Origin of the sequence: Brevundimonas sp. 1080, from assembly GCF_040545985.1 — a bacterium.
GTDB lineage: Bacteria > Pseudomonadota > Alphaproteobacteria > Caulobacterales > Caulobacteraceae > Brevundimonas.
This window is the reverse complement of sequence record NZ_JBEPMW010000002.1, coordinates 212206-232465: the sequence shown is the minus strand read 5'-3', so window position 1 is coordinate 232465 and position 20260 is coordinate 212206. Positions and strand designations below refer to the sequence as shown.

Here is a 20260-nt window from a genome sequence, read left to right as displayed (position 1 = left end):
GAACTCAAACCCATGTTACGGCGCATCCGTTAAGCTCGCCTTTGCGGCGGGTCGAAAAGAGCCGATGGCGTCGTGCGCCGTCTCGGCTAGGATCGGCGCATGATCTTGCTCCTCGCCGCGATCGCCATGCTGCAATTCTCGCCATCAGGGGACGGGATCGAACCCCTGACCCTGGCTGAGGATCGGGCCTGCACGGACGACGGGGCCCTGTGCGTCGGTCTGCACCCGCAGGCGCGTGACGGCGAGCCGGTCTTCACTCCGGTTGTTCGAGCGCCTGAAGCCCTGCCGGCCGCGCCGAACGAAGCGTCGGGCGAGGTCGAAAATTACAAGCCCTGGGCTGGCCTGATCCGGCTGGCGGACGGCGGCTTTCTGGCCGGGGTCGAGATGGAAAGCCGCAGCATCTATTCCGGCGGCGGGGGACAGGCGACCGAGTTGCGGCTCTATCGGCTGGATGCGGAAGGCGAGGCCGGCGCCGCGCCGGTGCTGACCGTGCCGATCCAGGGTTCGCTGATGATCCGCGCCTGTTTCAGCGAGGAGGACATGACCCAGCGCGCCGGCGCCTGTCACGACGAATACAGTTTCGCTGCGACCCTGACCGCGAGCGACGCAGCGGATGCGATGCCGGTCCTGACCTATGAGACGACGGCGACGACCTATCCGCGCGGCGCCTCGCGATCCGAGGATTCGCTGGAGAAGCCGCCGCTGAAGCCCGCCGACCTGGTCGCCGCTCGCGATCCGAAATGCAGCGTCATTCGCCGGTTCACCTTTGACGCCAAGGCCGGCGAATACCGGCCGGACAGCCCGCTGCCCGACTGCTCGGACTACACCACGCCCTAGTAGGCGAAGTCGGCGTAGATGCGCTTCACGTCGCCCTGCCAGGCGCCGTGATACAGGTCCAGCAGGCGCTCAGCCGGGGTGACGCCGCTGTCGGCGATGTCTTCCAGTTCCGACAGATAGCCGCGCTCGTCCACCATGCCGCCCGAGAATTTGGCGCGGTTCTTCAGCCCCTGTTTGGCGATGTTCACCAGATCGACGGCGATGTCGCGCACCGATCGGCCCGCCACCTCGGCCTTCAGACCCAGGCGCGTCACGTCGCGGCGCAGGCGTTCGTGGTCGGCGATGTCCCAGTCCTTGACCAGGTCCCAGGCGGCGGCCAGCGACGGCGCGTCATACAGAACCCCGGCCCACAGGGCGGGCAGGGCGCAGATCCGGCTCCACGGGCCGCCGTCGGCGCCGCGCATCTCCAGATAGGCCTTCAACCGCACCTCGGGGAAGAGGGTGGTCAGGTGGTCGTTCCAGTCCTTCAGGGTCGGATATTGGCCGGGCAGGGCGGGCAGTTTGCCGGCCTGGAAATCGCGGAACGACTGGCCCGAGGCGTCGACATAATGGCCGTCGCGCTTGGCGAAATACATCGGCGTGTCCAGCGCATAGTCGGCGTAGCGCTCGAAGCCGAACCCTTCCTCGAACACGAAGCCCAGCATGCCCGTGCGATCGGCGTCGGTGTCTGTCCAGACATTGGCCCGCGCCGACAGGAAGCCGTTGGGGCGGCCCTCGGTGAACGGCGAACAGGCGAACAGGGCGGTTGCGATGGGTTGCAGCGCCAGGGAGGTGCGGAACTTCATCACCATGTCGACTTCGGAATCGAAGTCGAGGTTGGCCTGGATGGTGCAGGTGCGCAGCATCATGTCCAGGCCCAGGGTGCCGACCTTGGGCATATAGGCGCGCATGATGTCGTAGCGGCCCTTGGGCATGACCGGCACCTGTTCGCGGGTCCACAGCGGGTCGAAGCCGGCGCCCAGGAAGCCGACGCCGATCTGGTCTGCGACCTGCTTGACCTCCATCAGGTGCTGGCCGGTCTCGTTGCAGATGTCGTGGATGGTCGAAAGCGGCGCGCCCGACAGCTCGAACTGACCGCCCGGCTCCAGGCTGACGGAGGCGACGAAGCCTTCGCTGTTCCTGCGTTCCAGTCCGATCAGAAAGCCGTTTTCCTCGACGGGCGACCAGCCGAAGCGTTGCAGCCCCTCCAGCATGGCCTTGATGCCGTTCGGGCCGTCATAGGCGGGGCGCGCCAGGGTGGTCTTGTCGAAGCCGAACTTCTCGTGTTCGGCGCCGATGCGCCACTGGTCCTTGGGCTTGATCCCCTTGGACATGGCCTCGATGAGGTCGGTCCGGGTCAGCGGCGCGTTGTCGGTCATGCGTCAGTCCCCTGCGGGCGCATCGTAAGCGACCGTGTGTCGCGGCTAGATGGGCAAGATTGCGGCAAGGCTCAAGAGGGCTTTCGTCTTTCCCTGACGCTCGTCGCGCGTCGGCTCGTGCCTGAGGGGCGGACTTATCGTTCCCAATCACCGACGGCCGCCTGCCACAGGGTCATGGCGGCGATGGCGGCGGTGTCGGCGCGCAGGATGCGCGGGCCCAGCGACACGGCGGTGGTGAAGGGCAGGGACCGCAGCCGCTCGCCCTCTTCCGGCGAGAACCCGCCCTCCGGCCCGATCAGGATGGACCAGGGGCCTTCGCCTGCGTCGCGCAGGGACGAGACGGCGGGCGCGCCCCCGGTCTCGTCGCAGAACATCAGCCGGCGTCCGGTCTCCCAGCCGTTCAGCAGGGTGTCCAGCTTGATCGGATCATCGACCACAGGCACGTCCATCCGCCCGGTCTGTTCGGCGGCTTCCTCGGCGATGGCGTCCAACCGGTCCAGGCGGATGCGGTCGGCGTTGGTGCGTTTTGTCAGCACCAGCCGCACCCGGCGCGCGCCCAGCTCGGCGGCCTTCTCCACAATGGTCTCGACGCGCGCCTTCTTCACCACCGCCACGATCAGTTCCAGATCAGGACCAAAGGTCTGGGGTCGCACCTGTTCCTCGGCGCGCAGGATCACGCCCTTCTTCAGCACTTCCGCGACAGTGCAGCGCCACTCCCCATCGCGCCCGTTGAATACCAGCAGGTCGTCCCCGACCTTCAATCGCATGACCTGGGTCAGATAACGCGATTGGTCCAGCGTGGGCGCAACCGGAGCGGCGGCGGCGAGCGGCGATGTGACGTAAAGGCGGATCATCGGTCGTAGTGATAGCGGCATTGGGCGATCAAAAGCCCATCGTCCGTCACGCGATAGACGAGCCGATGTTCCTGGTCGATGCGTCGCGACCACCATCCCGCAAAATCGCCCTTCAACGGTTCTGGCTTTCCAGTCCCGGAAAAAGGCGTCCGCAGGCATTCCATGATCAGCCGATTGAGCTTTCGCAGCATCTTTCGATCATGGTCTTGCCAGTGAAGGTAATCCTCCCAACCGTAGGTCTGGAAGGTCAGCTTCATTCTTCGATCAGTTCGCGAACCTGACCGCCGCCCGCATCGAGTTCGGCGATCGCCTCACGCAGCCGCGCGGCGTTCGCCGGGCTGCGCAGTAGATACTCCGTCTCCTGCCAGGAGGCGAAGTCCTCCAACGACATCAGCACCGCCGCCGGCTTACCGCCCTCGCGCGTGATGATGGTGTAGTCATGATCCGCCGTCACCCGGTCGATGGCCGCGGCGAGGTTCTTGCGCAGTTCGGTGACGGACATCGCGTTCATGGCCCGGATGTACAGAATTCTGTACATTTGGGCAAGCGGCCTGTCAGAGCGTCCGCGCGATCAGCAGCTTCATGATCTCGTTGGTGCCGCCATAGATGCGCTGGACGCGGGCGTCCTTGTACAGCTGGGCGATCGGATATTCGTTCATATAGCCATAGCCGCCGTGGAGCTGGAGCATCTCGTCAATGGTCTCGCCCTGGATGTCCGTGACCCAATATTTGGCCATGGAGGCGGTGGCGGCGTCGAGTTTGCCCTGCAGATGCAGGCCGATGCAGTGGTCGGTGAAGACCTTGGCGACGGTCAGCTTGGTCTTGACCTCGGCCAGTTTGAACTGAGTGTTCTGGAAGTCGATGACCCGCTTGCCGAACGCCTTGCGCTCCTTGACGTAGGCCAGCGTCGCCTCAAGGCCGCGCTCGGCGGCGGCGACGCCCTGGACGGCGATGTTCAGCCGCTCCTGGGGCAGCTGCTGCATCAGCTGAACGAAGCCCTGGCCTTCGGTCCCGCCGATGATGTTGTCGCCCGGCACCTTCACGTCGTTGAAGAACAGTTCGGAGGTGTCGTTGGCCTCCATGCCGATCTTGTGCAGGTTGCGACCACGCTCGAACCCTTCCGCGCCATCGGTCTCGACCACGATCAGGGAGGTGCCCTTGGCGCCCTCGGCCGGATCGGTCTTGGCGACCACGATCAGGAAGTTGGCCAGCTGGCCGTTGGTGATGAAGGTCTTGGAGCCGTTGACGACATAGCCGTTGCCCGACTTGACCGCCGTGGTCTTGACGCCTTGCAGGTCCGAGCCGGCGCCCGGTTCCGTCATGGCGATGGCGCCGACCAGTTCGCCCGATTGCAGGCGCGGCAGCCAGCGCTGCTTCTGCTCCTCGGTGCCGTAATGCCAGATGTAGGGCATGACGATCGCATTGTGCAGCGAAATGCCGAAGTGGTCCGCGCCCTTCCAGCCCAGCTGGCGCATCAGGACGACCTCGTGCCGATAGTCGCCGCCGAAACCCCCATCCTCTTCCGGCAACGACAGGCCCAAGAGGCCCGCCTCGCCCGCGTCGTTCCACAGCTGTCGCGGCACCGAGGAATCGGCGATCCACTGCTGCACCTTCTCAAGCGGCGCGTGCTCGTCGATCCATTTGCCGACGCTGTCGGAGAAGAGGGTGATCTCTTCTTCACGCATGAAATCGGGATCGGGGCTGCCCAGCACGTTCATCGGTTTCGTCCCTGAGGTTCGCGGGCTTTTGCCCGTCTGGTCGGTAAGAAAAACGGGCCGGCGAGATCGCCGACCCGTTTCGTCGTCAGTTTGAGATCAGAACGCCTCGGCCGGCATGGCCATCAGCACGTCGGCGCCGGTCTTCATCTTCTTCAGATGGGCTTCGGCGTCGGGCAGGATGCGCTCGACGAAGTAGCGGCCGGTCTGAAGCTTGTTGGCATAGTAGGGGTCGGTCGAACCGGCCTCGACCTGGGCTTGAGCGACCTTGGCCATCTGCGCCCACATATAGGCCAGCGCCGTCAGGCCGAAGACGTTGAGATAGTCCGTCGAGGCGGCGCCAGCATTGTCCGGATTGGCCATGCCGTTCTGCATCAGCCACATGGTGCCGTCCTGCAGCTTGGCCTTTACGTCGGCCAGGCCATCGACGAAGGGCTTGATGGCCTCATTGCCGCTGTTCTCGGCGACGAAGGCGTCAATCTCGCCGAACCAGGTCATGATGGCGCGACCGCCGTTGGCGGGCAGTTTGCGGCCGACCAGGTCCAGCGCCTGGATGCCGTTGGTGCCCTCGTAGATCATGGTGATGCGGGCGTCGCGCAGATACTGCGAGGCGGTGAAGTGTTCGGTGTAGCCCGAACCGCCATGCACCTGCATGCCCAGCGAGGCGACGTGGAAGCCCTTGTCGGTCAGATAGGCCTTCAGCACCGGCGTCAGCAGGCCCATGTAATCCTTGGCCTTCTGGGCCACGGCGGCGTCCTCGGACTTCTCAAGGTCGGCGTGAAGCGCGGTCCACAGGATGAAGGCCTGGCCGCCTTCGACGAAGGCCTTGGACTCCAGCAGCATGCGGCGCACGTCGGGGTGGACCATGATGCTGTCCGCCGGGCCGTCCGGGTTCTTCGGTCCGGTCAGCGAACGGCCTTGCAGGCGGTCCTTGGCGAACTCGACGGCGGCCTGATAGGCGGCGGTGCCGATGGCCAGACCCTGCAGGCCGGTGCCGAGGCGGGCCTCGTTCATCACCACGAACATATTGTTCATGCCGCGGCCTTCTTCGCCGATCAGCCAGCCCTTGGCGCCGTCGTACTGCATGACGGCGGTGGCGTTGCCGTGGATGCCCATCTTGTGCTCGAGGCCGGCGCATTCCAGGCTGTTGCGCTCGCCCAGCGAACCGTCCTCATTGACCAGGAACTTGGGCACGACGAACAGCGACAGGCCCTTGATGCCCGGAACCGCGCCTTCGACGCGGGCCAGCACCGTGTGGATGATGTTGTCGGCGAAGTCGTGCTCCCCCGCCGAAATCCAGATCTTCTGGCCGGTGATCGAATAGGAGCCGTCGCCGTTCGGCACGGCCTTGGTGCGCACCATGCCCAGGTCCGTGCCGCACTGCGGCTCGGTCAGGTTCATCGTGCCCGACCATTCGCCGGTCGCCATCTTGGGCAGATACTTCTGCTTCAGCTCTTCGGACGCATTGGCGTGGATGCCGGCATAGGCGCCTGCCGTCAGGCCCGGATACATCGAGAAGGCGGCCGAGGCGCCGGCCGTCATCTGGCCGAAGGCCGAGGCCACCACGCTGGGCATGCCCTGACCGCCGTACGCCGGGTCGGCGGCCAGCGCCATCCAGCCGGCTTCGGACATGGCCTTGTAGGCTTCCTTCCAGCCCTTGGGTCCGGTCACGACGCCGCCCTCGGCCCAATGGCAGCCTTCCTTGTCGCCCGGATTGTTGATCGGGGCGATGACCTCGTCGGCGAACTTGGCGCCTTCTTCCAGGATCTGGCTGACCAGATCCGAAGAGACGTCCTGGAAGCCCGGCTGGTTGGTGTAGCGATCGATTTCCAGCACTTCATTCAGGATGAAGGTGAAGTCGCGGACAGGCGCCTTGTAGGCCATGGATTACGCTCTTGCTTTGAAGGGGTGGTGGTGGTCGTGGTTGAGACGCGCGCGCAGCAGCTTCTCATAGTCTTCGGCGCCCGGCAGAAGGTCGGGGCGGTGTTCGGACAACTTGGACTCCATCCAGGCGCAGGCCTGTTCGGCCGTCTCGATGGCGCCTTCGATATCTTCCAGCTGCTGTTTCAGCGCCGCGATCTGGGCGCGGTGCCGCACCAGGGCCACGGCCATCTGGTGGACGTTGTGATCCTTCTGATCATAGAGATCCATCATGTCCTGGATCTCCTGAAGGGTGAAGCCGATGCGGCGGCCCCTCAGGATCAGTTTCAACCGGGCGCGGTCGCGCGCGTCATAGACGCGAGTCTGGCCCTTGCGCGCGGGCGTCAGCAGGCCCTTGTCCTCATAGAATCGCAGGGCGCGCGCCGTGGCGCCGAACTCGCGGCACAGCTGGCGAATGGAGTAGGTGCGGTGGTCGTCGGCGGTGGCCATACGCCTTCATAACTTGACGTGCGCGTAAAGGGAAGAGGCTTACGCGCACGTAAGGGTAAGCTTTTCGCCTTTCCCAACGATCAGGCATGAAAAAGCCCGGAGCCTGGGGGGAAGCTCCGGGCGCAAACGCCGGACTGCAGGGGGGGAGAGGGGTCCGGCGTTCGATCTCTTTCAATCAGGCCCTGCGGCGACCCAGCAGCACCGGGACGGTGATGGCCAGCAGGACGGCGTTGACCGCCGCCAGTCCGAAGTCCTGGCTCAGCGCGTGGATCGTCATCATGGTCGCTTCCATGACGATCAGGCCGACCGCCGCCGTCAGCAACAGGGGGCGACCCACTCGCCACGAGATCAGCGGGCTCAGCACGCCCATGGCCAGAACGATCTCGACCACGCCCAGGCCGCGCACCATGTTCTCGGGCGCGACGGCGGGCCAGCCCATCAGATTGATCAGGTTGGTCATCGGCTCGGTCAGCTTGGCGTAGCCGGCGGCGATGAAGAACATCGCGATCCAGCCCTGCAGCGTCCAAAGGGCGATGTTGGCGTAAGCGGCGCGGTTGCGCGACGGCGCGGTGGTGAAGGTCGAGGTGGTCATCGGGGAGGACGCCTGAAGGTCATGAACGGCTGCGATCCGACCTCAGGAGCCGTTCGCTGAAGCCTATATAGCGGGGCTTCAGATAGTTGTCATCATGCGATGACATCAACTGATGACATCAGCTGATGACTTTCTGTTACGGGGCGGGGGCATTGGGCCGATTCCCAATGCCCCACAAGGATTTGCGACGCGCGATTTCAGTCTTCCGGCTGCGGTCCCGGCGTCTGGACGATCAGGTCGCCGGGCTGGCAGTCCAGTTCGCGGCACAGGGCGTCCAGGGTGGAGAAGCGCACCGCGCGGGCCTTGCCGGTCTTCAGGATCGACAGATTGGCCAGGGTGACGCCGACGCGGTCGGACAGTTCGGTCAGGGACATCCGGCGTTCGAGCAGCAGCCGGTCCAGTTGGATCATGATCATGGCGCGCGCTCCTCAGACCGTGGTCAGCTGTTCGTCGCGCATGGCCGACCCCTGCCGGAACACCTCGGCCAGGATGAAGACCACCAGAATGCCCAGCCAGGAGCCCAGGTCGAAGTCATAGTCGGCTGGCGACTGGCCGATGCTCTGCGGGGCGACGAAGACCAGCAGCAGCGCCGTCAGCTGAATGCCGATCAGGCCCAGCCCCACGCCTTGCAGCCGTTTGACGTTGGCGAACTCGAAGGCGTCGCCCTGATTGACCGACAGCAGGATGCGTCGCAACCGGTTGATGATCCACCAGGTGAAGCCGCAGGCCAGGAAGGCGCCCAACAGCGTCAGACGCTCCGGCCAGTGCAGGTCGCGGGCTGTGCTGTTGTCCAGATCCTTCATTCCGTCGATGAAGCCTGCTGCGAAGTCCGGCGATATGACACTGCCCAGCAAACAGATCGCCATGACGATCGTCGCCAACATGACGAAGACGTTTGCGAACCCCAGGCACCAGCGCAGGGCGCTTGCGATTGAATATTTGCCGATCAGTTTCATCTCGAAAGCCCTTCCCTTCGGGTCGCCCTCCGCGACCGCCTTGGTGACTATCGATATGGATTTATCGATAAACGGGCAAGAACATTATCGATAAACGAGATGAAGCTTTCTTAAGGTTCGGCTTCAGGCGGTGAAGCCCCAGGCCAGACGCGTCGCCTCCAGTCGATCCAGCTTGGCTTGGAAGGGCGTCCAGTCGTCGGCGTCCGCGATGGCGGCCCAGATCGCCTCGACCTCGTCGATCAGCATCTCCTCCGGTTCACGGGCGGCGAACATCGGGTGTTCCAGCCGTTCGATCCGGTCCGGTTCGTGTTCCATCAACGCAAAGCGGAAGGCGTCGAAAGCCTCGCCTTGATAGAGTTTCGCGCGCGGTCCCGACAGGGCGCGGGCCGAAGAGGCGAAACCGCCGAACCAGTCGAAAAACAGCGGCTCCCACCGCAGGGCCGCGCCGCCTTCTCTCAACAGGGCCAAGGTCGTATCGACCAGCCGCTGATCCGCCGCCTCGCCCAGGCTGTGGACGCCCAGCCGCATTAGGAACGCGGCGCGCAGTTCGCGGATATAGGCGGGACCGAAGCCGTTTAGCGCATCCGTCAACGGCTCGACCTCGGCGACCAGTTTCAGACAGCCGGCCAGTTGCGTCAGGTTCCAGAACACCGCTTCCGGCTGGCGTGCGAAGGCGTAAAGGCCTGTCTGGTCAAAATAGGCGGCGGTGAAGGCCGGGTCGTATTCGGGCAGGAACCGCCAGGGGCCATAGTCGAAGCTCTCGCCCGTGACGTTCAGATTGTCGGTGTTCAGCACCCCATGCACGAAGCCGGCCGCGATCCAGCGGGCGGTCAGTTTCGCCGAGGCCTCGACGACAGCCCGCAGCAGACCGGGCGCATCGCTGCTGTCGACGTCCGGATGATACAGGCTGCGCACGTGTTCGATCAGCACCTCGATCTGATCCTTGCGTCCCAGATAGGCCGCGCGCTGGAACGTTCCGAACCGCACATGGCTATGCGATAGCCGCACCAGAACGGCCGACCGCGTCGGCGACGGCTCGTCCCCGCGCTCCAGCGCCTCGCCGGTCTCGATCAGCGAGAAGGCGCGGCTGGTCGGGACGCCTTGCGCCTCCAGCATCGTCGCCGCCAGCACCTCGCGCACCCCGCCCTTCAGCGTCAGCCGCCCATCGCCGCCCCGCGACCAGGGCGTCTGGCCAGAGCCCTTGGTCCCCAGATCCAATAGTCGGCCCGACGCATCACGCATCTGCGCCGCCAGGAACCCCCGCCCATCGCCCAGATCGGGATTGTAGTGCCGGAATTGATGCCCGTGATAACGCATGGCGATCGGACCGGGCTGTCCCGACAAAGGCTCGAACCGTCCGAAGGCGGCGATCCATTCCGCCTCGCTCAGCCCCTCCAGCCCGACCTCGGCCGCCGCGCGGTCGTTGCGAAACCGCAGGATCGTCTGTGGAAAGTCTGCGGCCTGAACCGCATCGGCATAGTCCGCGCCTAAGTCAAAGAAACGCGGTTCGGGGCGATAGTCGGAAGAAACGGGCATGGCAGGCTAGGTGCGGCGGCCGCGCCGATTTCGCAAGTCGTCTTACGGCGACGGTTGGGGTTGAACCTTCTTCCGGGTTCCGTATTCTTGTGCCCAGAGATCAGGTCGCTCCGCGCGGCCAGGCTGGCGCGCTCGACGCTCGAGCGACGAATCCGGTCCGACGCCCGTCGATAACCTGGCGTCACGACGAAACTTCCGTTCGCTTGGAGGCCGCCGTGGCGCGCAAACTGACACTTGATTTCCTCAAGACCGAGGCCGCATCCGGCTCCGCCCTGGCGCTGGCCGCCATCGCCGCCGTGGCGATCGCCAACTCGCCCTGGTCGGCCGACTATTTCGCCTGGCTGAAGAGCTACCACGTCTTGCAGATCGGCCCGATCCGGCTGGAGGAGACGATCTCCGACTGGATCAAGGAAGGTTTGATGGCGATCTTCTTCCTCGTCGTGGGGCTGGAGATCAAATACGAGATCGTGCGCGGCGAACTCAGCGACCCGAAGAAGCTGGCGACGCCGGTGCTGGCGGCGCTTGGCGGCATGGCGGGGCCGGCGGCGGTCTATCTGCTGCTGTCCGGCGCCATCGGGGCACCCCATGCGGGCTGGCCCATTCCGCTGGCGACCGACATCGCCTTTGCCCTGGCCATCTTCGGCTTTGTCGGCAAGGGCTTGCCCTCGTCGTTGCGGGTCTTCCTGCTGACCCTGGCCATCGTCGACGACCTTGGGGCTATCGCCCTGATCGCCGTGCTGTTCAGCGAGGGCGCGAACTGGACGCCGCTGTTCTGGGCGCTGGGCGCGCTGGCCGTCGGTGCGGTCGCGGCTCACCGCATCCGCATCCCTGCGCCCTTCTGGGTGCTGGGGTTCGCCCTGGTCTGGTATCTGACGGTGCTGTCGGGCCTCAGCACCTCCCTGACCGCCGTGGCCTTCGCCATGATCGTGCCGATCAAGGGGCGCGCCGAAGACGGCCAGAGCCCGCTGAAGGAGGCGATGCACGATCTGCATCCGTGGAACGCCTTTTTGGTCCTGCCGCTGTTCGCCTTCGCAAAGGCGGGCGTCTCCTTCGCCGGCCTGTCGATGGAGCAGGCGTTCGCGCCCCTGGTCATCGCCATCGCCCTGGGCTTGTTCTTCGGCAAGCAGATCGGCGTCCTGGGCGCCGCCTGGCTGGCCTCGGCGCTGAGGATCGGCGCGCGGCCGACGGGCGCCAGCTGGCTGCAAGTCTATGGCGTCTCCCTGCTGTGCGGGGTCGGCTTCACCATGAGCCTGTTCATCGGCGTCCTGGCCTTCCCCGGCGCGGTCGATTCGCCCGAACAGGTCGAGGTCAAACTGGGCGTTATCGGCGGCTCGATCCTGTCGGCGATCGCGGCGGCCCTGGTGCTGAGTTTCGCCGGTCGGGCCCGCCAGGTGGATCCCGCCGCCCTGCACCCTGAGGTCGAGCCTCTGGGGCCGAAAGACGGGCAAAAACTGACCTAGCGTCAGCGTTTTCTGTCGCTTCCCTGACACACAAAGGCGAATCCGCGGCGAAAAATCGTCGCGGCGAACAACGCTCGCTTGTCGGTCGGCCCGAACCGCGCTTAGCCTGTCCCTAACGAATGATCCCCCACGTAGGGGACGTCGAGGGAACAGGAAACGCTGCGATCGCTCAAAGCATCGCGGCTTCAGCCGGGAGGACGCTATGCGCCGCAATCTTCAACTCAGGACCACCGTGTCCGCCGCCGTCGTTGGCGCTGTCGTGTTCGGCTTTGCCGGCGTCGCCGCCGCGCAGGAAGCCCCGGCGACCGTCGACGACATCATCGTCACCGCCCAGAAGCGTGAGCAGAGCCTGCAGGACGTGCCGATCGTGGTCACGACCCTGTCGCAGGAGTTGCTGGACGGCGCCGGCGTGCAGGACATCAAGGATCTGCAGATCCTGACGCCGGGCATGACCGTCACCTCGACCCAATCGGAAGCCTCCACCACCGTGCGCATCCGCGGCGCCGGCACCGTCGGCGACAACCCCGGCCTGGAAAGCTCGGTCGGCGTGGTGATCGACGGCGTCTATCGCTCGCGCAACTCGGTCGGCTTCGGCGACCTGGGCGAATTGAGCCGCATCGAGGTCCTGAAGGGCCCGCAAGGCACCCTGTTCGGCAAGAACACCTCGGCCGGCGTCATCAACATCATCACCGAGCGCCCCTCGTTCGATCCCTCGATCGCGGGCGAACTGACCGGCGGCAACTTCGGCGCCGTCGGCGGTTCGGTTTCCGTCACCGGCGGCCTGACCGACCAGATCGCCGGCCGCCTGTTCGTCGCTCACCGCGAGCGTGACGGCTTCTACGACGTCAACAACGGCGACGGACCCAACACCCGCAAGGACGACCAGACCCAGGACTACTGGACCACGCGTGGTCAACTGCTGATCCTGCCCAGCGACGACGTCTCGGTGCGCCTGATCGCCGACTACACCAAGCGCGAGGAATACTGCTGCGTCGCCGTGCAGACGCGCGTCGGCCCGACCCAGGCCTTCATCGCCGCGCTGACGGCGCCGAACGGCCCGGGCCAGCGTCCGCCGGTCGCCGGCTTCGGCACGGTGCCCTTCTCGCGTCTGGCCTATTCCAACCGCGAGACGCCGCAAGAGATCGAGGACATGGGTCTGTCGGCGGAAGCGACCATCGACTTCCCCAGCATCAACGCCACCCTGACGTCGCAGACCTCGTGGCGCGACTGGTCGTTCCAGCAGGGCATGGACCTGGACTACACCGGCGCCGACATCCTGTACCGCGCCAACGACGGCTCGAACGGCTACGGCGTCGACAATCTGACGCAAGAGTTCCGCCTGGCCGGCACCTCGGACAAGCTGGACTGGCTGGTCGGTCTGTTCGCCACCAAGGAAGGCGTCTATCGCGACGACAGCTATGTCTATGGCTCGGACTACAACGCCTTCGCCTCCCTTCTGCTGACGGCCACGCTGCCGGCATCCGTGGGCGGCCCCAGCCCGTCGCGCCTGGGCTGCTTCACCAATCCGAACGGCTTCCTGGTCGGCACCGCCGGCGCGGCCGCGGGCCAGCCGCTGTGCGTGATCGGCGCGGTGCCGCCCAGCGCCGCGGCTCCGACCTTCGCGGCCGGCAAGGCGTATGAGGACCATTATTCGCAGCGTTCGGAATCGGTCGCCGTCTTCACCAACAACACCTACCGGGTGACCGAGGCCTTCGATATCAACCTGGGTCTGCGCTACACCTATGACAGCAAGCGCCTGCTCGGGATTCAGGACAATCTGGGCACCAACGGCGCGGCCTGCGGCGGCGCCCTGGCCAACCAGATCGCGGCCAACCGCACTGTGTCGCCGATCCCCGGCACCGCCAACGTCGCCACGCCGGCCGCTGCGCTCGGCCTGCTGTGCCTGCCTTGGTCCAACCCGCTGTATGATGGTCGCCGGATCCAGGAGAAGTTCAGCGACACCGACCTGTCGGGCACGATCAAGGCGTCCTACCGCTTCAATCCGTCGATCATGGTCTATGGCTCGTACGCGCGCGGCTACAAGGGCGCGGGCTACAATATGGACCGGGTGCAAACGGGCGTGACGCCGGACGCCTCGCTGTTCTTCAAGGCCGAGACCGTCGACAGCTATGAAGCGGGCGTTAAGACGACCCTGTTCGACCGCACCATGCTGCTGAACGTCACCTACTTCGATCAGAAGTTCGAGAACTTCCAGCTGAACACCTTCCTGGGCACCGCCTTCGTGGTCGAATCGATCCCGGAACTGACCTCGCGCGGCGTCGACGCCGATATGGTCTGGTTCACCCCGGTCGAGGGCCTGAGCTTCCAGGGCGGCGTGACCTACACCGACGCGAAATACGGCCAGTTCGGCGCCGGCGACCTGTCCAGCCCCGGCCGCTTCCCGCAGCTGTCGCTGCTGCCGGGCGCGCGTGCGTCCTTCGCTCCGGAATGGTCGCTGACCGGCGCCCTGGCGTTCGACCGCGAACTGGGCGGCGGCCTGCGCGGCGGCTTCAACCTGTCGGCCAAATATTCGACCGAATACAACACCGGCTCGGACCTGCTGCCGTACAAGAACCAGGACGCCTTCACCGTCGTCAACGGCCGGGTCTCGATCGGTTCGGCGGATGAGCGCTGGACGCTGGAGGTCTGGGGCCAGAACCTGCTGGAAGAAGAATACACCCAGGTCGGCTTCGCCGCGCCGCTGCAGGGTACGGCCTTCACCAACACCACGACGCCGCAAGCCAACGGCACCTTCTACAACCAGGCCACCGACACGGCGACCTACAACGCCTACCTCGGCGCCCCGCGCACTTACGGCGTGACGCTGAAGGTCAAATACTGATCGCCAGCCCTCAAGGCTGACCGACCAAGGGCCGACCGGGAAACCGGCCGGCCCTTTTTCTTTGCAATCAAGCCCGTTGGCGGGCGCGACCTCGCGTTGTCACAGCAGGCTCTCGTTATCGACTTTTCGCCGATCGACCGGTTTCTCTCGTCAAGCCATGCTGGACGCGGACGTTCCACTGCCCGATACAAGGCTTTGTCGACGCACTGCGTCCATTGAGGAAGCGAATGCGTCATCAGAAGTTTCGAACGCCCGTCTGGCGCGGTTATGCCTTCGCCATAGCCGCCTGGCTGGTCGCCTTCGCTATTCGCTACGGCCTGGCGCACTGGTTTCCGCCGGGCTTTCCCTATCTGACCTTTTTTCCGGCCGTCGTGCTGGTCGCCTTCTATGCGGGCCTGCGCCCGGCGGTCCTGACAGCGACCCTGTCGGGGTTGTCGGCCTGGTGGTTCTGGATCGGCCCGGCTGGCTTCGACCTCAGCGTCGCGACCTTCGTCGCCATCGGCTTCTATGCCTTCGTCGTCGCCGTCGACATCTTCTTCATCGTCGGCATGGATAAGGCGTCAGGAAAGTTGGCGCGCGAAGTCGAGCGCAACGCCGCGCTCGCGGAAAGCCGCGACATTCTGCTCAGAGAAGTGCAGCACAGGGTGTCGAACAACATTCAGATGGTCAGCGCCCTGCTGAAGCTGGAGGCGCGCACTACCGTCGATCCGGGCGCGAAAAAGGCCCTGACCGACGCCTCGGCCCGAACCGGTCTGGTCGCCCGCATCCAGCGCAGTCTGGCCGATGCCGATCAGAAGAAGACGGCCTTTCACGATGTGGCGCGATCGATCGTCGACGATGCGCTGACGGCGGCCGCGCGTGATGACGTGGTCGTCTCCATCTCCGGCGGCGATGTGGTCCTGTCGGCCGAGGAGGCCACGCCCGTGGTGCTGATCATGCTGGAATGCGTCAACAACGCGCTGGAGCACGGCTTTCCCGATCGGCCCGGCCGGATCACGATTGATCTGTGCGACGACGGCGCGGTGCGCACCCTGACCGTCGCCGACGACGGCGTGGGCGTCGCCGAGGATACGGCCGCCGAACCGACCAGCCTGGGCCTGCGGATCATCACCGCCCTGGCCCGCCAGCTGGGCGGAGAATGGTCCCTGCAGCCCTCATCGCCCGGCGCGATCGCCCGCCTGTCCTGGCCCAGCGCGCCCGTCGCGTACTAGATCGCAGACGCCACAGCGCCAAAAGAAAGGCCCGGTCGGATTGCTCCGCCGGGCCTCGGTTGTTTCAGCCGTGGACGGATCAGGCCGGGCGATCCTCCGCCGCCGGCTCCTCGTGCCCGTGCTGGCCGTGGAACATCTTGTCCAGTCGGCCTTCCAGGCGGCGCTTGACCCCGTCGATCAGGCTGAACACGACCGGCACGAACAGCAGCGACAGGGCGGTCGAGGTAATCAGCCCCCCGATGACCGCGATGGCCATGGGCGAGCGGAAGGCGGTGCCTTCGCCGAACGCCGCCGCGATCGGCAGCATCCCCAGCCCCATCGCCATGGTCGTCATGATGATCGGCCGCGCCCGCTTGTGGGCGGCGTCCATCAGGGCGTCGTGTCGGCCCATCCCCTTCTCCATCGCCATGATGGCGTAGTCGACCAGCAGGATGGAGTTCTTCGCCGCGATCCCGGTCAGCATGATGATGCCGATCAATGCCGGCATGGACAGCGACTTGCCCGTCACCAGCAGCAGGAAGAAGGCGCCGCCGAACGACACCGGAAGCGCCGCCAGGATGGTGATCGGGTGGAAGAAGCTTTTGAACAGCAGGACCAGCACGACATACATCAGCAGAATGCCGGTCACGATGGCGAAGGCGAAGCCCATGCCCAGTTCCTGGAAGCTTTCGGCGTCGCCCGACGGCTTCTGGCTGACGCCCTGCGGCAGGGACTTGATGGCGGGCAGGGCGTTCACCGCCTGCGTGCCTTGGCTCAGGGTCAGGCCGGTCAGTTCGGCGGTGATGTTGGCCACGCGCAGTCGGTCTAGACGATTGATCTGGTTGGGGCCTGCGCCGAAGCTGATGTCCGCCACCGCAGACAGGGGCACCGTCGCGCCCGACGCCGTCGGCACCTGAAGGTTCTCCAGCACGCCCAGATCCGAGCGCGCCTGTTCCGTCAGCATGACCCGGATCGGCACCTGGCGGTCGCCCAGATTGAACTTGGGCAACAGCTGGTCGGCGTCGCCCAGGGTGGCGACGCGCGCCACCTGGCTGATGTCCTGGGTCGACACCCCTTGCAGGGCGGCGACGTCGGCGCGCGGCGTGACCAGGATTTCGGGGCGCACGAGCGAGGCCGAGGACACCACATTGGACAGGCCGGGAATGCTGCGCATCTCGCGCTCGACCTTGGCCGCCGCGGGCTCGAGCACATTGGGATCGTCCCCGACCAGGGCGATGGTCAGAAGGCTGGACCCGCCGCCGCCGCCCGCGGCGCCGAACTGAATCCGCGCGCCGGGGATCTGGCGCAATACCGGTCCCATGTCGCGCTCGAACGCCTGCTGGCTCAGCTTGCGATCCCAGCGCCCGACCAGATTGACGGTCAGGTTCGCGCTGCGCACCTCGCCGGCCGATCCGCCGCCGCCGGGGCCGAAGCTGGTCGTCGCCGAACCGACGGACGAATAGACCGACTCGACCTCGGGCCGCTTCATCAGTGCGCGGTTGATGCGCTGCACTGCCGAATCCGTCTCCGCCAGGGTCGCGCCCGGCGGCAACTGCACCGTCACGGTGGAGCGCGAGATGTCTTCGACCGGAATGAACTCGCCCGGCAGCTTGGTCGCCATGAAGATCGACAGGAAGAAGAACAGGATCCCCATCCCCAGCACCCATAGCCGGTGATCGAACATCCGGTCTGCGACCTTGCGGCGGAACCAGCTGGCGCGCGGATGGTGGTCGGCCCGGCGCTTGCGCCAGTCGTCGCCCAGCGCCCAGTTCAGGGCCTTCAGATAGGGCCCCATCCAGAAGGGCTCCTTGTGCTCCTTGCCCTGGTCGCGCTTCAGCAGATAGGCGCCCATCAGGGGCGTCAGGGTCCGCGCCACAAGCAGCGAGAACAGAACGCTGACGCAGGTGGCGATGGCGAAGCTCTTGAAGAACTGGCCCACGACCCCGGGCATGAAGCCGGTGGGGGCGAACACCGCAATCAGGGTCGCCGTCGTCGCCATGACCGCCAGGCCGATTTCGTCGGCCGCCTCGATGGCGGCGGGGTAGGGGGCCTTGCCGTCGCGTATGTGCCGGACGATGTTCTCGATCTCCACGATGGCGTCGTCGACCAGGATGCCGATGGTCAGGGACAGGGCCAGCAGCGTCACCACGTTCAGCGACTGGTTCGTCAGGTCCATCACCCAGAAGGTCGGGATCAGCGACAGCGGCATGGCCACCGCCGCGATCAGGGTCGCGCGCCAGTCCCGCAGGAAGATAAAGACGACCGCGATCGCCAGCAGGGCGCCCAGCACCAGGGTCTCGACCGAGGCGTGGAAGTTGTTGACGACGTCCTCGGTGGTGTTGGCCACCTCCTCGATGGCGACGTCGCCCCGCTCCTGGTCCAGCTTTTCGATCTCGGCCTTGACGCGGTCATAGACGTCCACCTCGGACGAGCCGATGGCGCGCGAGACGCCGAAGCCGACGACTTCCTGACCGTTGAAGCGGGCGCGGCCGCGCGGCTCGGACCATTCGTCGGTGATCTGGCCCAGGTCGCCCAGCCGCACGCTGCGGCTGCCGATGGGGATCAGGGTCTCACGCAGTTGTTCGACCGACTTGGCCGAACCGACGGTGCGGATGGCCTGTTCCTCGCCCGCGATCTCGCCGCGGCCGCCCGGCAGGTTGATGTTGGAGGCGCGCAGCTGGTTCGACACCTGGGCCGCCGTCACGCCCGAGGCAGCGAGCCGCGCGGGGTCCAGCTTGATGCGGATTTCACGGCTGACTCCGCCGTCACGGCTGATCTGGCTGACGCCGCGCACCGACAACAGGCGTTTGGCCACGGTGTTGTCGACGAACCAGCTCAGCTCCTCGGGGCTCATGCCCGGGGCCCGCACCACATAGTTGGCGAAGGGGATGGCGGTGAATTCGATGCGCTGGACGATCGGTTCCTGCACGTCGGCGGGCAGGTTCTGTCGGATGCCGCTGACGGCGTTGCGGACGTCGTTGGTGACCTTCTCCAGGTTCACGCCCAGTTGGAATTCGATCGAGGTGGTGGACACCCCCTCGTTGACGACCGAGGTGATGTGCTTGACCGAGCCCAGGCCCGCCACCGCATCCTCGACCAGGCGGGTGACCTGCGTCTCCATCTCGGTCGGGGCGGCGCCGGCCTGGACCACCGTGACGGCGACGACCGGCAGGTCGACGTCGGGGAAGTTGTTCGTCCTGAGCTTGAAATAGCTCATCGTCCCCGCGATCGTCAGGACGACGAACAGCAGGACGATGGGGATCGGGTTCCTGATCGACCAGGACGAGATGTTCTGAAAGCCCATCGGTCCGATCCTAGCGCGCGGCTGCAGCGGCGGGGGCAGGGGCGGCGGGCGTCGCTGGCTGGGGCGCCGCGGTCGCCGGGGCCACCGTCACATGGTCGCCTTCGCCCAGGAAGCCTGCGCCCTGAACCACGACGCGCTGACCGGCCTGGACGCCCGTGACCGCGACGCGGTCGCCGCTGCGAACGCCGGTCGTGACCGGGACGAAGCGGACGACATCGCCCTGACCCACGACATAGACGCCGGCCTTGGCCTCGCGATAGACGACCGCCGAGGACGGCACGACCAGGGCGGGCTGATCGCCGACGGCGATCTCGGCGCGGGCGAACATGCCGGGCCGCAGCTGGGCGCCGGGCGCCAGGGAGATGCGGGCCAGGCCCAGGCGGGTCTGCGCATTGACCTCGGGCGTGACGATGCGGACCGAGCCGGTGGTCTGGCCTGCCTCGCTGGAGGTCACGACCGCGGACTGACCGGCGCGGACCAGGGACAGTTCGGTTTCCGGCACCTGGGCGTCCAGTTCCAGCCGGCCGTCGCGCACCATGCGGAACAGCTCGGTCCCGGCGGCGATGATCTGGCCCTTGGTGACGCTGCGGCTGATGATCAGGCCGCTGACGGGCGCGCGGATGGTCGCCTGTGACAACTGGGTCTGGGTCTGGCTCAGGGCCGCGCGGGCGGCGGCCAGATTGGCGTTCGAGCTGCGCTGGTTCGCCAGGGCCGTATCCAGCGACGCCTGACTGAGGAAGCCGCGTTCCTTCAGCTGCTGCGCGCGATCAAGCGCCGCGTTGTCGCGCGCCACATTGGCCTCGGCCAGTTGCACCTGGGCCTGCTGCTGGCGCAGCTGGGCGCGCAGCAGGACGTCGTTCATCTGCACCAGCGGCTGGCCCTGACGCACGTAGGAGCCTTCATCCACATAGACGGCGACGGCGGTCAGGCCGCCGGTCTCGGCCGCCACCGGCACCTCTTCCCAGGCGGAGACGGAGCCAGAGGCGTTGACGGTGCGGGCCAGGTTGATCTGGGTCACGGTTGCGGCGGTCACGGTCTGGCGCGCGCCGGCCGCCTCCTTGCCGTCGGCCTTCTTGTCGTCTCCGCCGCCGCAGCCGGCCAGCAGCAGGACGGCCAGAACGGCCGCACCGGCCAGAAGTGTGGGTCGGGTCGTCTGGAGCACGGAAAAACGTCCTTGAAGAGCGATCAGGCGATGGCTGTTTCCCTTATAGGGTCCAAGGGCCGCGCTCAAAGACAAACGCCATCA

General features: G+C 66.1%; 17 protein-coding genes. 4 read left to right on the top strand and 13 right to left on the bottom strand.

Translation table 11 applies throughout. From position 1 onward, the window contains the following. Window positions 1-99: 99 nt before the first annotated feature. On the top strand, window positions 100-837 hold the full coding sequence (locus ABIC32_RS06570; RefSeq protein WP_354073281.1) for a hypothetical protein: 738 nt from the start codon (window positions 100-102) through the stop codon (window positions 835-837). On the opposite strand, the gene ABIC32_RS06565 is transcribed toward ABIC32_RS06570, so the two are convergent. From ABIC32_RS06565 to ABIC32_RS06515, 11 genes are all read right to left on the bottom strand, one after another. Next, window positions 834-2195, bottom strand: coding sequence for a glutamate--cysteine ligase (locus ABIC32_RS06565; RefSeq protein ID WP_354073279.1), 1362 nt, complete (start codon window positions 2193-2195; stop codon window positions 834-836). The two genes, ABIC32_RS06570 and ABIC32_RS06565, sit on opposite strands and share 4 nt — an antisense overlap. Before the next feature lie 134 nt (window positions 2196-2329). Further along, on the bottom strand, window positions 2330-3049 hold the full coding sequence (locus ABIC32_RS06560; protein ID WP_354073277.1) for a 16S rRNA (uracil(1498)-N(3))-methyltransferase: 720 nt from the start codon (window positions 3047-3049) through the stop codon (window positions 2330-2332). Further along, window positions 3046-3306: a Txe/YoeB family addiction module toxin gene (locus ABIC32_RS06555; protein WP_354073275.1), complete on the bottom strand. Its 261-nt coding sequence runs from the start codon at window positions 3304-3306 to the stop codon at window positions 3046-3048. Before ABIC32_RS06555 ends, ABIC32_RS06560 begins: the two co-directional genes overlap by 4 nt. After that, complete coding sequence (locus ABIC32_RS06550) at window positions 3303-3587, bottom strand: type II toxin-antitoxin system Phd/YefM family antitoxin (RefSeq protein ID WP_354073273.1); 285 nt, start codon at window positions 3585-3587, stop codon at window positions 3303-3305. The genes ABIC32_RS06555 and ABIC32_RS06550 overlap by 4 nt, the downstream gene beginning before the upstream one ends. Window positions 3588-3603: 16 nt before the next feature. Further along, window positions 3604-4767 carry an acyl-CoA dehydrogenase family protein gene (locus ABIC32_RS06545; RefSeq protein ID WP_055806174.1) on the bottom strand — a complete coding sequence of 388 codons (1164 nt, stop codon included), beginning with the start codon at window positions 4765-4767 and terminating at the stop codon, window positions 3604-3606. A 96-nt stretch (window positions 4768-4863) separates the two neighbouring features. Then, window positions 4864-6648, bottom strand: a complete 1785-nt coding sequence (locus ABIC32_RS06540) for an acyl-CoA dehydrogenase C-terminal domain-containing protein (protein WP_045809789.1) — start codon at window positions 6646-6648, stop codon at window positions 4864-4866. A gap of 3 nt (window positions 6649-6651) precedes the next feature. Further along, window positions 6652-7134: a MerR family transcriptional regulator gene (locus ABIC32_RS06535; protein WP_039244783.1), complete on the bottom strand. Its 483-nt coding sequence runs from the start codon at window positions 7132-7134 to the stop codon at window positions 6652-6654. Between the two features lie 175 nt (window positions 7135-7309). Beyond that, a complete protein-coding gene (locus tag ABIC32_RS06530; protein ID WP_055806164.1) occupies window positions 7310-7726 on the bottom strand; it encodes a DoxX family protein in 417 nt (138 codons plus the stop codon). A gap of 197 nt (window positions 7727-7923) precedes the next feature. Then, entirely contained in the window at window positions 7924-8142 is a 219-nt protein-coding gene (locus ABIC32_RS06525) for a helix-turn-helix domain-containing protein (protein WP_039244779.1), read from the bottom strand. 12 nt (window positions 8143-8154) lie between these two features. Then, window positions 8155-8682, bottom strand: a complete 528-nt coding sequence (locus ABIC32_RS06520; protein ID WP_199059547.1) for a DUF2975 domain-containing protein — start codon at window positions 8680-8682, stop codon at window positions 8155-8157. Between the two features lie 123 nt (window positions 8683-8805). Continuing rightward, on the bottom strand, window positions 8806-10218 hold the full coding sequence (locus tag ABIC32_RS06515; RefSeq protein ID WP_354073269.1) for a protein adenylyltransferase SelO: 1413 nt from the start codon (window positions 10216-10218) through the stop codon (window positions 8806-8808). A 215-nt stretch (window positions 10219-10433) separates the two neighbouring features. On the opposite strand from ABIC32_RS06515, the gene nhaA reads away from it, so the two are divergent. From nhaA to ABIC32_RS06500, 3 genes are all read left to right on the top strand, one after another. Continuing rightward, entirely contained in the window at window positions 10434-11678 is a 1245-nt protein-coding gene (nhaA, locus tag ABIC32_RS06510) for a Na+/H+ antiporter NhaA (protein WP_354073267.1), read from the top strand. 202 nt (window positions 11679-11880) lie between these two features. After that, the gene (locus ABIC32_RS06505; protein WP_354073265.1) at window positions 11881-14520 is read left to right on the top strand and encodes a TonB-dependent receptor; all 2640 of its coding nucleotides are present in this window, start codon (window positions 11881-11883) and stop codon (window positions 14518-14520) included. A 227-nt stretch (window positions 14521-14747) separates the two neighbouring features. Next, window positions 14748-15731 carry a sensor histidine kinase gene (locus tag ABIC32_RS06500; protein ID WP_316409373.1) on the top strand — a complete coding sequence of 328 codons (984 nt, stop codon included), beginning with the start codon at window positions 14748-14750 and terminating at the stop codon, window positions 15729-15731. A gap of 79 nt (window positions 15732-15810) precedes the next feature. Here ABIC32_RS06500 and ABIC32_RS06495 read toward each other — a convergent pair whose 3' ends face one another. Together ABIC32_RS06495 and ABIC32_RS06490 are read right to left on the bottom strand one after the other, a co-directional pair. Beyond that, complete coding sequence (locus ABIC32_RS06495; protein WP_354073263.1) at window positions 15811-19014, bottom strand: efflux RND transporter permease subunit; 3204 nt, start codon at window positions 19012-19014, stop codon at window positions 15811-15813. 10 nt (window positions 19015-19024) lie between these two features. Next, window positions 19025-20176: an efflux RND transporter periplasmic adaptor subunit gene (locus ABIC32_RS06490; RefSeq protein WP_354073261.1), complete on the bottom strand. Its 1152-nt coding sequence runs from the start codon at window positions 20174-20176 to the stop codon at window positions 19025-19027. Window positions 20177-20260: the final 84 nt, after the last annotated feature.